At 66.0% G+C, this 14,027-nt stretch carries 13 protein-coding genes; all 13 read left to right on the forward strand.

Annotated features, from left to right (window positions below):
* The first annotated feature begins 65 nt into the window (after nt 1-65).
* The 13 genes from XdyCFBP7245_RS12830 (at nt 66) to gspN (ending at nt 13,661) form a co-directional block, all read left to right on the forward strand.
* The gene (locus XdyCFBP7245_RS12830) at nt 66-2,720 is read left to right on the forward strand and encodes a TonB-dependent receptor domain-containing protein (RefSeq protein ID WP_104615988.1); all 2,655 of its coding nucleotides are present in this window, start codon (nt 66-68) and stop codon (nt 2,718-2,720) included.
* 159 nt (nt 2,721-2,879) lie between these two features.
* Nucleotides 2,880-3,701, forward strand: coding sequence for a type II secretion system protein N (locus XdyCFBP7245_RS12835; protein ID WP_104615989.1), 822 nt, complete (start codon nt 2,880-2,882; stop codon nt 3,699-3,701).
* Nucleotides 3,698-5,773 (forward strand): type II secretion system secretin GspD, encoded by a 2,076-nt coding sequence (gspD, locus tag XdyCFBP7245_RS12840; protein WP_104615990.1) that lies wholly within the window; start codon nt 3,698-3,700, stop codon nt 5,771-5,773. Before XdyCFBP7245_RS12835 ends, gspD begins: the two co-directional genes overlap by 4 nt.
* Nucleotides 5,774-5,777: 4 nt before the next feature.
* On the forward strand, nt 5,778-7,271 hold the full coding sequence (gspE, locus tag XdyCFBP7245_RS12845) for a type II secretion system ATPase GspE (protein WP_104615991.1): 1,494 nt from the start codon (nt 5,778-5,780) through the stop codon (nt 7,269-7,271).
* Nucleotides 7,258-8,457, forward strand: coding sequence for a type II secretion system inner membrane protein GspF (gene gspF, locus XdyCFBP7245_RS12850; RefSeq protein WP_104616017.1), 1,200 nt, complete (start codon nt 7,258-7,260; stop codon nt 8,455-8,457). Before gspE ends, gspF begins: the two co-directional genes overlap by 14 nt.
* 27 nt (nt 8,458-8,484) lie before the next feature.
* Entirely contained in the window at nt 8,485-8,949 is a 465-nt protein-coding gene (gene gspG, locus XdyCFBP7245_RS12855; protein ID WP_104615992.1) for a type II secretion system major pseudopilin GspG, read from the forward strand.
* Between the two features lie 66 nt (nt 8,950-9,015).
* A complete protein-coding gene (locus XdyCFBP7245_RS12860; protein WP_104615993.1) occupies nt 9,016-9,459 on the forward strand; it encodes a GspH/FimT family pseudopilin in 444 nt (147 codons plus the stop codon).
* On the forward strand, nt 9,443-9,820 hold the full coding sequence (gene gspI, locus XdyCFBP7245_RS12865; RefSeq protein ID WP_104615994.1) for a type II secretion system minor pseudopilin GspI: 378 nt from the start codon (nt 9,443-9,445) through the stop codon (nt 9,818-9,820). Before XdyCFBP7245_RS12860 ends, gspI begins: the two co-directional genes overlap by 17 nt.
* Nucleotides 9,817-10,419: a type II secretion system minor pseudopilin GspJ gene (gene gspJ / locus XdyCFBP7245_RS12870; RefSeq protein WP_104615995.1), complete on the forward strand. Its 603-nt coding sequence runs from the start codon at nt 9,817-9,819 to the stop codon at nt 10,417-10,419. Before gspI ends, gspJ begins: the two co-directional genes overlap by 4 nt.
* Entirely contained in the window at nt 10,416-11,408 is a 993-nt protein-coding gene (gspK, locus tag XdyCFBP7245_RS12875) for a type II secretion system minor pseudopilin GspK (protein ID WP_104615996.1), read from the forward strand. Before gspJ ends, gspK begins: the two co-directional genes overlap by 4 nt.
* The gene (gene gspL / locus XdyCFBP7245_RS12880) at nt 11,405-12,493 is read left to right on the forward strand and encodes a type II secretion system protein GspL (RefSeq protein WP_104615997.1); all 1,089 of its coding nucleotides are present in this window, start codon (nt 11,405-11,407) and stop codon (nt 12,491-12,493) included. The genes gspK and gspL overlap by 4 nt, the downstream gene beginning before the upstream one ends.
* The gene (gene gspM, locus XdyCFBP7245_RS12885) at nt 12,490-12,948 is read left to right on the forward strand and encodes a type II secretion system protein GspM (RefSeq protein ID WP_104615998.1); all 459 of its coding nucleotides are present in this window, start codon (nt 12,490-12,492) and stop codon (nt 12,946-12,948) included. The genes gspL and gspM overlap by 4 nt, the downstream gene beginning before the upstream one ends.
* On the forward strand, nt 12,945-13,661 hold the full coding sequence (gene gspN, locus XdyCFBP7245_RS12890; RefSeq protein ID WP_104615999.1) for a type II secretion system protein N: 717 nt from the start codon (nt 12,945-12,947) through the stop codon (nt 13,659-13,661). Before gspM ends, gspN begins: the two co-directional genes overlap by 4 nt.
* Nucleotides 13,662-14,027 lie beyond the last annotated feature (366 nt).

Here is a 14,027-nt window from a genome sequence, read left to right on the forward strand (position 1 = left end):
ACGGCGGCCATCGCGTCGCCGTGTGATGCGTCCAGCTTCATCTTTCTGTTGTCAGGGCTCCCACGATGCGAACCTTCGCTGTTGCCCGTCTTTCGCGGACGGGCCTGTCTCTTTCCATTTCCACCTTGCTGCTGTCCGGCGCCGCCATGGCGCAGTCGACCAGCAGCGATGCCGCTGGCGGTAGCAGCAGTTCCAGCGCTGCTGCCATTGCGCCCAAGCAACTCGACCAGGTCGTGGTGCGCGGCGAATACATTCCCGAACCGATGCTGCAAACCTCCGAAGTGGCCTCGTTCATCACCCGCGAGGACATGGAGCGCACCGGCGACAGCAGCGCTGCGGTAGCGCTGACGCGTGTTACCGGGCTGAGCCTGTCGCGCGGCAAATACGTGTACGTACGCGGCCTGGGCGAGCGCTATTCGTCGGCCTTGTTCAACGGCTCGCCACTGCCCAGCCCGGAGCCGATGCAGCGCGTGGTGCCGCTGGATCTGTTTCCCAGCGATGTGCTGCAAAGCGTGACCGTGCAAAAGACGTATTCGGCCGACTATCCGGGCGAATTCGGCGGCGGCGTGATCGATCTGCAATCCATGACGGTGCCGGACAAACCGTTTCTGTCGCTCACCGTGGGCGGCGGCGCCAATAGCGTCAGCACCGGCGAGAAGGGCCTGACCTACTACGGCTCCAGCGATGACGACTGGGGCTATGACGATGGCACGCGAAAGCAACCTGCCGCGTTGCGCGATGCGATCCGCACCGGGCGGCGCGTGGACCTGGGCAGTTTTTCGCGCGAGGACATCCGCCGCATCGGCCGCAGCATGAACAACGCCAATCTGTATGTGCTGCAGGAGAAGGACAGCATCGACCCGGACGTCAATGTCGGCGGCAGCGCCGGCTACAGCATGGACATCGGCGAGGCCAAGCTGGGCATTCTGGCCGTGGCCAGCTACGACAACGAGTGGCGCACGCGCACCGGCAAGCAGCAGGACGGCATCTTTGTCGGCGATAGCGTGGAGTTCAATTCCAACTACGACTTTGCGACCACGCGCAACAACGTGCGCACCAACGGCATGCTCGGCCTGGGCTGGGAGTATGGCCGCCACAAGATCGGCTGGACCACCTTGTATGTGCACGACACGCTGAAGGTAGCGCGCAGCCGCGCCGGCCGCGATGAACTGGCCGGGTTCGATGTGCGCGACGACAACACCGAGTGGTATGCGCGTCAGTTGATCAACAACCAGCTGCTTGGTTCGCATGCGTTCGGCGAGTACGACGACCTCAAGATCGAGTGGCGTGCTGCGGTTGCCAACGCCAGCCGCGATGTGCCGTACGAAACCGGCATCCGTTACGAGTTGCTCGATGGCTACTGGGCGCACGACGCCTCGCGCGTGCAGAACTACACACGCTTCAGCAAGGTCGATGACAAGGTCGCCAGTGGCGGGGTGGATATGACCTGGCGGCTGCCGATCGAACACGACCTCACCATCAAGGGCGGCTTGGCCTATCTGGATAACGACCGCACTGCTTGGAGCCGCGAGTTCCGCTTTCTGGCGCTGGACGGCCCGTTGCCGTTCTTGAACCAGTATCAGCGCGTGGATTATCTGATCTCCGACTACAACCTCAGCAACGATCTGCTGCGGCTACGCGAAACCACCGGCAGCTTCGGTGCGGCTGCGTACGACGCGACGTTGAAGGTCAAGGCAGCCTATCTGCAGGCCGAAGGCGAGATCGTGCCGACCCTGCGCGCCACCGTTGGCGTGCGTTACGAAGACGCCACCCAGGCGGTGCATCCGTACGACATCTTCAGCGGCGCACGCCAGGACAGCGTGGCGCCGTTGCAGAACAGCTATGCGTTGCCATCGGCCACGGTGACCTGGAACTTTGCCGACAATCAGCAGTTGCGCTTCGGTGCGTCCAAGACGATTGCGCGGCCGCAATTCCGCGAAATGGCACCGCAGCAGTATCTGGACCCGGATATCGACCGCCAGTTCTTCGGCAACCCGTTCCTGATCGACAGCGAACTGGTCAATCTGGATGCGCGCTACGAATGGTTCTTCGAGCCGGGCCAGTACGTCACCGTCGGTGCGTTCTACAAGGACATCGACAAGCCGATCGAAGCCATCGTCAACGATGCACCCGGCGGCGGCATCGTGCAGAGTTTCATCAATGCGCCCAAGGCCACGCTGTACGGCATCGAGCTGGAAGCCAAGAAGTATCTGGACGTGCCGGTCGCAGCCGATTGGTGGGGCGACAAGCGCCTGTTCGTGTCCGGCAACTACACGCGCACCAAGTCCGAGGTGAGCGCGAGTGCCGGCGATACCGTGCAGCCGTTCGGCTTCAGCGCACCGGTGCAGGCCAACCTGTTCATTCGCGACGGGTCGGCACTGCAGGGGCAGTCGGACGATATCGCCAACCTGCAGATCGGTGTGGAAAGCGAGAGCACGCATAGCCAGGCGACCTTGATCGCCAACTACGTGGGCGAGCGTATTTCTGCACGCGGTCGTCCGGGTCAGCCGGACTACATCGACAAGCCGGGTACATCGCTGGATCTGGTGATCAAGAAGGGCCTGGTGTGGTCGGGCGATACGCTGTCGGTGAACTTTGCCGCACGCAATCTGCTCAAGACCAAATACCAGGAGTTCCAGCGCGTGGGCAGCAACCGGGTGGATCTGTACACCTACCAGCCCGGCATCAGCTATGACATCAGTGTGACAGCGCGTTTCTGATCCCTCAGACGCCTGCAGAAACGCAAACGCCCGCTGTGCTTCGCATGGCGGGCGTTTGCGTTTTGCCGCATGTCGGAGTGTGTCGGCTTGTGTCATCGATTTCTTCTAACTGACACATTGCTGCCGCATTCTGTCATCCGATCGAAATCCTCCAGACGGATGTCCGCTTTGCACCGCGCCTTGCCCCCGTTGACCACCGTCATGTCGTCGCATGCCGCACGCACGGCACTGGTCTGTGCGCTGGTCGCGTTGCTGGCACTGCAAGGGCTGCGATTGCTGTGGTTGGTGCTGACGCCGGTCGGTCCGGTGGGTCATGCACCGCCGAGCGTTGCCACGGCGTCCGACCTGTCTGCATTACGCCGCGACGTGTTCTATCGCAGCGTTGCCGACAGCAATAGCAATAGCGACGGTGTGGTGCTGCACGGTGTGCGCGCAGGTGCTGCGCAGGCAGCGGCCTACCTGAGTCTTGGCGATGGCCGGCAAGGTGCCTACCGCGTCGGCGATACGGTGGTGCCCGGCGTGGTGTTGCAAGCGGTCGCCGCCGACCATGTGCTGTTGCGCACCGGCAGCGGCGTGCGCCGCCTGGCACTACGCGATGCGGCAGTGCCGGCGCTTGCAACAACGCCATCGTCAGCGAACGCAGCGGCAGCAGGCAGCGCATCCGGCGTGATGTCCAACGTGGGCAATGCGACGGCAGCAGCAGGCGCAACCGCAGTCGACCCGCAGCAGCTGCTGAGCAGCGCCGGGCTGCGCGCAAGCGCGGACGGCAGCGGTTTCACCATCATGCCGCGCGGCGATGGCGCGCTGTTGCGCCAGGCCGGGCTGGCAGCGGGCGATGTGCTGACCCAGATCAACGGCCGCACGCTCGATGCAGAACACCTGCGCGAGTTGCAGGACGAACTACGCGATGGCCAGGCGGCCACGCTGACCTATCGCCGCGACGGCCAGACCCACACCATGACCTTGAAGCGCCCGCAATGACCGCTGTTCGCCCCTTGTGGCTGTTGTCGGCCACGTTGCTGTGCATGTGTGCCGTCGCACCGGTGGTGTCGCTGCAGGCCGCCGATGCGCCTGCCGTGCGGCTGCAGGATGTGGACCTGCGTGCCTTCATCCAGGACGTCTCGCGCGCTACCGGCATCACCTTCATCGTGGACACGCGCGTGCAGGGCACGGTGAACGTGGCGCGCGCGCAGGCGATGAGCGAAGCCGATCTGCTCGGCATGCTGCTGGCGGTGTTGCGCGCCAATGGCTTGATTGCGGTGTCCAGTGGTCCCTCGACGTATCGCATCATTCCCGACGACACCGCTGCGCAACAGCCGGGCAGTGCCGTCAGCGGCAACCTGGGGTTTGCCACACAGGTCTTTACGCTGCAGCGCGTGGATGCGCGCAGCGCGGCAGAAATCCTCAAGCCGCTGATCGGGCGCGGCGGTGTGATCATGGCGCTGCCGCAGGGCAATAGCTTGCTGATTGCCGATTACGCGGACAACCTGCGTCGCATTCGCGGGCTGGTGGCGCAGATCGATACCGACCGTGCGGCCATCGATACGGTGACCTTGCGCAATAGCTCTGCGCAGGAGCTGGCACGCACATTGACCTCGCTGTTCGGCCAGGCAGGCGAACGCAGCGCGGTGTTGTCGGTGTTGCCGGTGGACAGCAGCAATTCGTTGATCGTGCGTGGCGACCCGGCGCTGGTGCAGCGCGTGGTGCGCACCGCGATGGATCTGGATGGGCGCGCCGAGCGTCGCGGCGATGTCAGCGTGGTGCGGTTGCAACACGCCAGCGCCGAGCAATTGCTGCCGGTGCTGCAACAGTTGGTCGGGCAGACGCCGGGCAATGAGGCGCAAGCCGGGCAGGACACGCGCTCCACTGCCGTGGATGTGGCAGCCGCCGGCACCGCACAGACCCAGGTGATTGCGCCTGCCGCCGGCAAGCGCCCGGTGATCGTGCGCTACCCCGGCTCCAATGCCTTGATCATCAACGCCGACCCGGAAACCCAGCGCGCCTTGATGGATGTCATCCGCCAGCTGGACGTGCATCGCGAGCAGGTGCTGGTGGAGGCGATCGTGGTGGAGATTTCCGACACCGCGGCCAAGCGCTTGGGCGTGCAGCTGCTGCTGGCCGGCCGCAACGGCACCGTGCCGTTGATCGCCACGCAGTACAGCGGTGCAGCGCCGGGCATCGTGCCGCTTGCCGCCGCAGCGGCCGGTACCCGCAGTGGCAATGACGACGATGATTCGGTGCTGGAACAGGCGCGCAATGTGGCCGCGCAATCGCTGCTGGGGTTGAGCGGCGGCCTGATCGGCCTGGCCGGGCAAAGCAACGATGCGGTGTTCGGCATGATCATCGATGCGGTCAAGAGCGATACCGGCTCCAATCTGTTGTCCACGCCGTCGATCATGACGTTGGACAACGAACAGGCGCGCATTCTGGTGGGCCAGGAAGTGCCGATCACCACGGGCGAAGTGCTGGGCGCGGCCAACGACAACCCGTTCCGCACCATCCAGCGCCAGGACGTTGGCGTGGAGCTGGAAGTGCGCCCGCAGATCAATACCGCCGGCGGCATTACGCTGGCGATCAAGCAGGAAGTCTCGGCCATTGCCGGGCCGGTGAGCGCGCAGTCCTCGGAGCTGGTCTTCAATAAACGCCAGATCGAAACGCGGGTGGTGGTGGAAAACGGCGCCATCGTTGCGCTCGGTGGATTGCTGGATCAAAACGACCGCCAGACCGTGGAAAAGGTGCCGCTGCTGGGCGACGTGCCGGGCCTGGGCGCACTGTTCCGGCACAAGTCGCGTAACCGCGACAAGACCAACCTGATGGTCTTCATCCGCCCCACCATCATTCGCGATGCCGCCGATGCGCAGCGCATGACCGCACCACGCTACAGCTATCTACGCGACCGCCAGCTGGCCGACGGCGACCCGGAAGCAGCGCTCGATGCCCTGGTACGCGACTACCTGCGCGCGCAGCCGCCGCAGTTGCCGGCCGGGCCATCGCCGGTAGCGCCGGCACCTGCAGCCACGCCTGCACCCAGTGCACGCCCCGTGCAGCGCTGATGCCATGAGCACTGCGCGCGCCAGCATTTCCTATGCGTTCGCCAAGCGCCATGGCGTGGTGCTGCTTGGCGCCGACGACATTGCACAGATCGGGCTGCGCGATGGTGCCGACGTGCAGGCCTTGATCGAGTTGCGTCGTGCGCTGGGCAGGCCGTTGCAGGTGCGCACGCTGGCGCCGGCGGTATTCGACCGGCATGTGTCGGAGATCTATGCCGATGCTGGCATGGAGCAGGGCGCACAGGTCGAGGCGCTGGATCTGCATGGCAGCCTGGATGCGTTGATCGACGATATTCCCACCGCCGATCTGCTCGACAGCCAGGACGATGCGCCGATCATTCGCCTGATCAACGGCATCATCGCCGAGGCCGCGCGCCTGGGCGCGTCCGACGTGCATCTGGAATCCTACGAATCGCGGCTGCGGGTGCGCATGCGCGTGGATGGGGTGATGCGCGAAGCGGCCACGTTGCCCGGACGCATCGCACCGCTGCTGGTGTCGCGCGTCAAGGTGATGGCCCGCCTGGATATCGCGGAAAAACGTGTTCCGCAGGACGGCCGGGTGTCGCTGGTGATGGGCGCAAAGGCGTTGGACGTACGCGTGTCCACCTTGCCCACGCGCAACAGCGAGCGCGTGGTGCTGCGCATCCTGGACAAGGAGCAGGGCAGCTTGTCGTTGACCCAGTTGGGCATGCCGGCGGCGGTGATGCACACCGTGCAGCGCGCATTGCAGGTGCCCAACGGCATCGTGCTGGTGACCGGCCCCACCGGCTCGGGCAAGACCACCACCTTGTACGCTGCGTTGAGCCTGCTCAACGATGGCTCGCGCAATATCCTCACCGTCGAAGACCCGGTGGAATACGCCATCGACGGGGTCGGCCAGACCCAGGTCAACGCGCGCGTGGGCATGACCTTCGCGGCCGGCTTGCGCGCCATCCTGCGGCAGGACCCGGACGTGGTGATGATCGGCGAGATCCGCGATGCCGAGACCGCGCAGATCGCGGTGCAGGCCAGCCTTACCGGCCATCTGGTGCTGTCCACCGTGCACACCAACGATGCGGTGGGCGCGGTCACGCGCCTGCGTGACATGGGCATCGAACCGTTTCTGCTGGCGTCGAGCCTGCGCCTGATTCTGGCGCAGCGGCTGGTGCGGCGGCTGTGCCCGCAATGCTGCACGCCGCGGCCACTGGATGCAGCCGCACGACACCTGCTTGCGGTCGACGACGATGACAGTGCAACCGTCTATGCAGCGGTGGGCTGCGCGGTGTGCCATCACAGCGGTTATGCCGGGCGCGTGGGCATTTACGAAGCCATTGCGGTGGACGATGCGCTGCGCCGCCTGATCGGCGACAACGCCGACGAAGATGCGCTGGCGGCAGTCGCGTTTGCACGCGCGCCGCGGCTGGGCGATGCCGCACGCGCTGCGGTGCTGCAGGGGCTGACCACGCTGGAAGAAGCCTTGCGCGTCACTCGCCAGCAGGACGATGCGCATGCCGCGGTTTGATTACACCGTGCTCGATCTGCAGGGGCGCAGCCGCCAGGGCGTGATCAGCGCCGACAGCGTGCACAGTGCGCGCGCCCAGCTGGAGCAGCGCCAATGGGTACCGGTGCGGATCGCTGCCGCAGCAGCTGCATCGACCGCCGTGCAGGCGGCGCGCTTCAGCGGCAAGGATCTGGTGTTGTTCACACGCCAGCTGTCGACGCTGGTGGAAACCGCGCCGTTGGAAGAAGCCTTGCGCACCATCGGCACGCAATCCGAACGTCGCGGCGTGCGCCGCGTCACCAGCCAGACGCATGGCTTGGTGGTCGAAGGCTTTCGCCTATCCGATGCGATGGCACGCCAGGGCAAGGCGTTTCCGCCGTTGTATCGCGCCATGGTGGCCGCAGGCGAAAGCGCTGGCGCGTTGCCGCAGGTGCTCGAGCGGTTAGCCGATCTGCTCGAGCGGCAGGCGCAGGTGCGCAGCAAGCTGCAGTCCGCCCTGGTCTACCCGGCCGCGTTGGCGTTGACGGCCGGTGCGGTGGTGATCGTGTTGATGACCTTTGTCGTGCCCAAGGTGGTGGACCAGTTCGATTCGATGGGCCGCGCCTTGCCATGGCTGACGCGCGCGGTGATCGCGGTGTCGAACTTCCTGCTGCAAGCCGGCATTCCGTTATTGGTTGCGTTGGTGATTGCGGTACTTACAGCGCTAAGGTTGCTCAAACGCCCGGCGTTGCGGCTGGCGGCGGATCGCGCAGTCCTGCGCGCGCCCTTGCTTGGCCGGCTGATCCGCGACCTGCACGCCGCGCGCATGGCGCGTACTTTGGCGATCATGGTCAACAGCGGCCTGCCGCTGATGGAAGGCTTGATGATCGCCGCACGCACGGTCGACAACCGCGCATTGCGGCTGGCCACCGACAACATGGTCACCGCCATCCGCGAGGGTGGCAGCCTGGCTGCGGCGATGAAGCGCGCCGGCGTGTTTCCGCCCACGCTGCTGTACATGGCGTCCAGCGGCGAAAACAGCGGGCGCCTGGCGCCGATGCTGGAACGCGCCGCCGAGTATCTGGAGCGCGAGTTCGAATCCTTCACCACTGCGGCGATGAGCCTGCTGGAGCCGGCCATCATCGTGCTGCTCGGCGGTGTAGTGGCGGTGATCGTGCTATCGATCCTGTTGCCCATCCTGCAATTCAACACCCTCGCGCTTGGCTGAGCGCGGTCGCTTTCTTCGGAGATCCACATGCAGTCCACCCAATCTCGTGCACTCGCCGGCTCGCCTGTCTCGCGCAGTGGCGTGCGCGGTTTTACCCTGGTCGAGTTGATGGTGGTGATCGTCATCATCGGCCTGCTGGCCACCGTGGTGATGATCAACGTGATGCCCAGCCAGGACCGCGCCATGGTCGAAAAGGCACGCGCCGATGTCGCGGTGTTGGAGCAGGCGCTGGAAACCTACCGCCTGGACAACCTGACCTATCCGACCACCGAGCAGGGCTTGCAGGCCTTGCTCAACCCGCCGAGCGGCCTGACCCGGCCCGAGCGCTATCGGCAGGGCGGTTACATCCGCCGGTTGCCGGAAGACCCGTGGGGCCACGCGTATCAGTACTGTCGCCCGGGCCGAAACGGCGGCTTCGACGTCTACTCGTTCGGTGCCGACGGCGCCGAAGGTGGCGATGCCGACAATGCCGACATCGGCAACTGGCGCTGAGGTGCCGCTGTGCTGACTGCGTCACCCAGCGAGCAACGCGCGTCGTTACGCAGTGGGCGTGCACGCATGCGCGGTTTCACCCTGCTCGAGCTGTTGGCGGTGCTGGTGATCACTGCGCTTGCCAGCACCCTGGTGGTGATGACCTTGCCGGACACGCGGCGGGATCTGCACGATCAGGCGGACATGCTGGCCAGCGCGCTGGCCAATGCCCGCGACGAAGCGATCCTGAGCCTGCGCATGGTCGAGGTGACCATCGATGCGGGCGGTTATGCGTTCCGTCGCCAGGCGCAACAGCGCTGGGTGGCACTGGACGACACGCCGTTCGCCGCAACGCGCTGGTCTGCTGGCGTGCAGGCGCAGTTTCCGGCTGGCGGCACTCAGCTGAGCGTTCGCTTCGACCCGACCGGCGCGGCCACGCCGCAACGCATCGCGCTGGCCGATGGGCAGCAACAGTTGCAGGTGACGGTGGATGCCGCCGGTGTGGTACAGGTCGATGCGCCGCATCGATAATCACCGCGCCTGTGCCGGATTTTCGCTGCTTGAGTTGATGGTCGCCTTGGCCATCTTCGGCATGGCGGTGGTCGGCTTGTTGAATCTGTCGGGCGAAAGCACGCGCACCGCGGTGGTGCTGGAAGAACGCATGTTGGCCGCGTTGGTTGCAGAAAATCAGGCGATCGAGGCGATGCTGGCGCCGGCCAACGCCGCAGTAGCGCCTGCGCAAGGCCAGGACACACTGGGCGGCCGTGGTTGGGACTGGCAGCGCCAGGCGGTGCCGGCAAGCGCTGGCATGGTGCGTATCGAGGTGCGCGTGCGCGCCGCAGGACAAGTGCAGCAGATCGCCACCCTGAGCACGTTACGGAGTGTGCAATGAGCTGCACGCGCCGCATGCAGGGCTTCACCTTGATCGAACTGCTGGTGGCGCTGGCGGTCTTCGCGCTGGTGGCCAGCGCCGCAGTGGTGGTGATGCGGCAAAGCATCGATCAGCGCGATGCGGTGCGTGCACGCCTGCAGCAGGTGCGCGATCTTCAACTGGCCCATGGCCTGCTGCGCAGCGATCTGCAACAGGCTGTGGTACGCCGCACCCGCAACAGCGATGGCAGCACCGCGCGCACTGCGTTCGTTGCGCGTGCGCCCGGAACGCAAGGGCCGTTGTTCGGCTTTGTTCGGCGCGGCTGGAGCAATCCGGATCAGGCGCCGCGTGCGTCGCTGCAATATGTCGAGTACCGCATCGTCGATGGCCGCCTGGAGCGCAGTGCGCGGCCGATGCTGGATGGTGCGGTGGCCGGGGCGCCGCAGGTGCTGCTGCGTGGGGTGCGTTCGGCCGAGGTGGCGTTTCACTATCGCGCGCAGTGGAGCGATGGCTGGAGCGGCGGGCTGGAAGCACTGCCGGATGCGCTGTCGCTGGAACTGGATCTGGAACACTGGGGCCGCGTGCGTCAGCTGTTCCTGCTGCCGGAGGGACGCGCATGAAAACGCTGCAGGCGCCTGCGCAACAACGCGGTGTCGCGTTACTGACGGTGTTGTTGCTGGTGGCGGTGATGACGCTGCTGATGGTGGCGGTCTTGAACGACCTGCGCTTTGGCCTGCGCCGCAGCGGTAACGCAGAGGCGATGACGCAGGCGCAGTGGTATGCGCTGGGCAGCGAAACCGTCGCGCGGCAACGCTTGCAGGCGTTGGTCAAGCGCGACCCGTTGCGCACCACGCTGGAGGGCGGCTGGAACGACCAACCGATCACCTTCCCGTTGGACGATGGGATGGTGAGCGTGCGGCTGCGCGATCGCGGCGGCTGCTTCAACCTCAATAGCGTGGTGATGGGCGCACCCGAGCAATGGCAACGTAGCGAAGATGGCGCCAACCAGTATCTGGCCTTGCTGGACGCGTTGGGCATCGCGCCGCAACAGTCGCAGGCCCTGACCGATGCGCTGGTGGACTGGATCGATAGCGATGCACAGCCGGGCGCGCAAGGTGCCGAAGACGACCGCTATCTGCAAGCGCCGGTGCCGCTGCGCACTGGCGCGACCTTGTTGGCTGGCGTCAGCGAGCTGCGCGCCATCGCCGGTTACACGCCGGCGCTCGTCGCGCAGCTGCAGCCCTATGTGTGTGCACTGCCCGAAGGGCGGTTGTCGCCGATCAACATCAATACGCTGCGCGCCGACGATGCACCGGTGCTGGTGGCCCTGACCGAAGGCGCCGTGGAGTTGCCGGCGGCACGCCGCATCATCGCCGCACGGCCGGTCGGAGGTTGGAGCGATGCAGCGGCGTTCTGGAAGCAACCTGCACTGATGCAGGCGCAGTTGCCCGACGCGGTGTTTCAGCAGATCGCATTACGCACGTCCTATTTTTCCCTCTACAGCCAGGTGGACCATGCCGGTGCGCAGGTTCTGCTGGAGGCATTGCTGCAACAGGACCCTGCCGGCCGTGTGCGGCTGGTGGCACGCCAATGGAGCCCCGACGAATGAGTAGCACCCTGGTGTTGTTGCCGGCCGATGCCACAACGCAGCCCATCGCCGTGCGCGTAGATGCACACGGCCATGTGCTGGCGCAGGACGCGTCGAATGAGCGCCCGGCGCAAACAACGCAGACGGTGCTGGTGGTGCCAGGCATGGACGTGCATCTGCGCTGGATGACCTTGCCTGGGCGCAGCGTCGCGCAGTCGCTGGCTGCGGCGCGGCTGCAGCTGGCCGAGCATCTGGCGGGCGATGCCCAGGCGCTGCATGTGGTGATCGCCGACCATGCAGAGAGCGATGGCATGCGCCTGGTTGCCGCAGTGGATGCGTCGGTGATGCGGCAGTGGCTTGACCGTGCAGCAGCCCTGGGCATGGTGCCCGATGCAGTGGTGCCCGACTGTCTGCTGCTGCCCGACGCGGCGGCGGATCAACCGCCGACGCTGCTGCACTGGGATGGCCGCTGGGTGGTGCGTGGTACACGCATCGCCTGCAGCCTGGAGCCGCAGCTTGCGCAGATGCTGATTGCAACACTCCCGGTCGCACCGGCACTGCCGCCGGATCCGGGTCCAACGCCCGCCATCGCGCAGTTTGCCCGGCATGCCGCCACCGCGCCGATCAATCTGCGCCAGCAAGGCTTCGCCGCGCCAACGCGCCAGCGTGCGCAGCTGAGCGCATGCACGCTTGCGTGGTTGCTTGCGCTGCTGGTGCTGTCGCCGGTGTTTCTGCTGGTGGCGCAGAGCCTGCGTTACGAGATCGGCGCGCAGCTTCTGCAGCGGCGCAGCGCACAGCTGCTGGACAAGATGGTGATGACGCCCAGCGCAGACACAACCCGGAAAACCGCCGCCTCGCAGAACGCATTCGCCCCGCAACTGGCCGCACTGTTCGCGGCAGTCGAAGCGGTACCTGGTGCAGAATTGGACGCGCTCGCTTACCAGCAGCAAGGTCCGCTGCGTGTCACCTTGCTGCACAACGACGCCGCGCAACTGCAACACGTCACTGCCCCGCTCAGTCGCGCCGGTTGGCAGGTGCGCGCAGGCGCAGGCCAGCCCCGCGATGACAGACTCGCCACTTCATTGGAACTGGAGCCGCCGCAATGAGTACGCTGCAACGCATGCCGGTGTGGTGGCAGACCCGCGCACCACGCGAGCGCCTCATGCTGTCGGTGATGGTGGCTGCCATCGCTGCATTCATCGGCTGGTACGCGCTGCTGGTGCCGCTGCGGCACTGGCGCAGCAGCGCGCAGGCACGCTATGACCATGCTGCGCAGGTGCTGCTCATGGCACGCGCATCGCAGCCCGGCGCTACCGTGGCCGCCATTCCGCTGGCGCGCATCACGCAAAGCGCGCGCGATGCGACGATCACCATCACCCGCCAACAGCGCAGTCCGACGGGAACACTTGCATTGCAGATCGACACCGTCACCAGCCCCGTCTTGTTCGCCTGGCTGGAACAGCTGCGCCAGCGCCACGGTCTGACGCCTTCGGCGCTTGAAATCAGCCGCCGCGACGGGCAACTGCAGGTGCGCTGCACGTTCTCGGGTATCGCGCCATGAGGACAGTGCGTTGGTTGTTGCTGGGCAGCGTATTGCTGGTCATCGGCGTCATCGCCACCTTGCCGCTGCGCCTGGTGTTGCCGATCGACACGCTGCCGTTTGCCGCGCTGGAAGCGCAGGGCTCGATCTGGAATGGCACCCTGCGTGGCGTGACCTGGACCAGCATGGACGTGGGCGATGTCGGTGTGCGTGTGCGCCCGCTGCCCTTGTTGCGCGGGCAACGCCAGGTGCAGCTGCGTTCGGCCACCGCGCAGCTGGTGGCGTTGCAGGGCGCGCAGCAGGGTGTGCAGCAGGCCAACGGTCGCCTGTTGCTGCGCAAGCCGGGTGGGGTGGCCTTGCTGGACCTGTCGATCGACCTGCGCGAGGTGCATGCGGTGTTTGACGCCACACGCTGCACGCAGGCCGGCGGCGATGTGGCCGTGCAGGTGCTGCCCAACGCCGGTGGCGAAGCCGCCGGGCTGCTGCCGTTGCGTCTGCGCGGTAGCCCGCGATGCATGGACGATGCCGTGGTGCTGGCACTGACGCCCGATGGTGGCCTGCCCGAAGGCGTCGACCTCAGCGCCGAGCTGCGCCTGCAGCGCGATGGTCGCTGGCAGTGGCGCACCCAGGTCGAGCCCGGCAACGACACCGCGCTGCAGCTGGGCCTGCAACTGCTCGGCTTCGTGCAGACGCCGGAGCGTTGGCTGGTGCGTGTCGATCAGGGGCAGCTGTAGCGCAGACGCCTGATGCCTTTGCCGTTGGGCCGGGTTGCTGCAGTTGGGCATGGCCCAATACTTCGACCTGCGCAACGGAACTGCTCGGCTGCCGACCTCGGCGCGGGCGAAATTGGTCTGATCTACCCGGCCACACATCGGCCGGTCGCCACCACGTCTTGCCAGGGCCGCTGCCGATAGGACGGCCCGTCCGATGCGGACCAGTCCTCGCCGCGCTGGCATGCATCGGCCAATCCGCAGATACACCCGCAGGCCACCCCAATGCCCGCCAGACCAGTCCACGTGTGGAGGCACAGCACAGGGCTGGTGCGTCGCCGTCGATTGGTACTATATTGGACCTATCGAATTCGGGCAGATGGGACTAAA

The organism is Xanthomonas dyei (assembly GCF_002939865.1).
Lineage (GTDB): Bacteria > Pseudomonadota > Gammaproteobacteria > Xanthomonadales > Xanthomonadaceae > Xanthomonas > Xanthomonas dyei.

Coding starts and splice junctions, on each gene's coding strand:
- XdyCFBP7245_RS12830 (WP_104615988.1), top strand. CDS start 66: ATGCGAACCTTCGCTGTTGCCCGTCTTTCGCGGACGGGCCTGTCTCTT.
- XdyCFBP7245_RS12835 (WP_104615989.1), top strand. CDS start 2,880: ATGTCCGCTTTGCACCGCGCCTTGCCCCCGTTGACCACCGTCATGTCG.
- gspD (WP_104615990.1), top strand. CDS start 3,698: ATGACCGCTGTTCGCCCCTTGTGGCTGTTGTCGGCCACGTTGCTGTGC.
- gspE (WP_104615991.1), top strand. CDS start 5,778: ATGAGCACTGCGCGCGCCAGCATTTCCTATGCGTTCGCCAAGCGCCAT.
- gspF (WP_104616017.1), top strand. CDS start 7,258: ATGCCGCGGTTTGATTACACCGTGCTCGATCTGCAGGGGCGCAGCCGC.
- gspG (WP_104615992.1), top strand. CDS start 8,485: ATGCAGTCCACCCAATCTCGTGCACTCGCCGGCTCGCCTGTCTCGCGC.
- XdyCFBP7245_RS12860 (WP_104615993.1), top strand. CDS start 9,016: ATGCGCGGTTTCACCCTGCTCGAGCTGTTGGCGGTGCTGGTGATCACT.
- gspI (WP_104615994.1), top strand. CDS start 9,443: ATGCGCCGCATCGATAATCACCGCGCCTGTGCCGGATTTTCGCTGCTT.
- gspJ (WP_104615995.1), top strand. CDS start 9,817: ATGAGCTGCACGCGCCGCATGCAGGGCTTCACCTTGATCGAACTGCTG.
- gspK (WP_104615996.1), top strand. CDS start 10,416: ATGAAAACGCTGCAGGCGCCTGCGCAACAACGCGGTGTCGCGTTACTG.
- gspL (WP_104615997.1), top strand. CDS start 11,405: ATGAGTAGCACCCTGGTGTTGTTGCCGGCCGATGCCACAACGCAGCCC.
- gspM (WP_104615998.1), top strand. CDS start 12,490: ATGAGTACGCTGCAACGCATGCCGGTGTGGTGGCAGACCCGCGCACCA.
- gspN (WP_104615999.1), top strand. CDS start 12,945: ATGAGGACAGTGCGTTGGTTGTTGCTGGGCAGCGTATTGCTGGTCATC.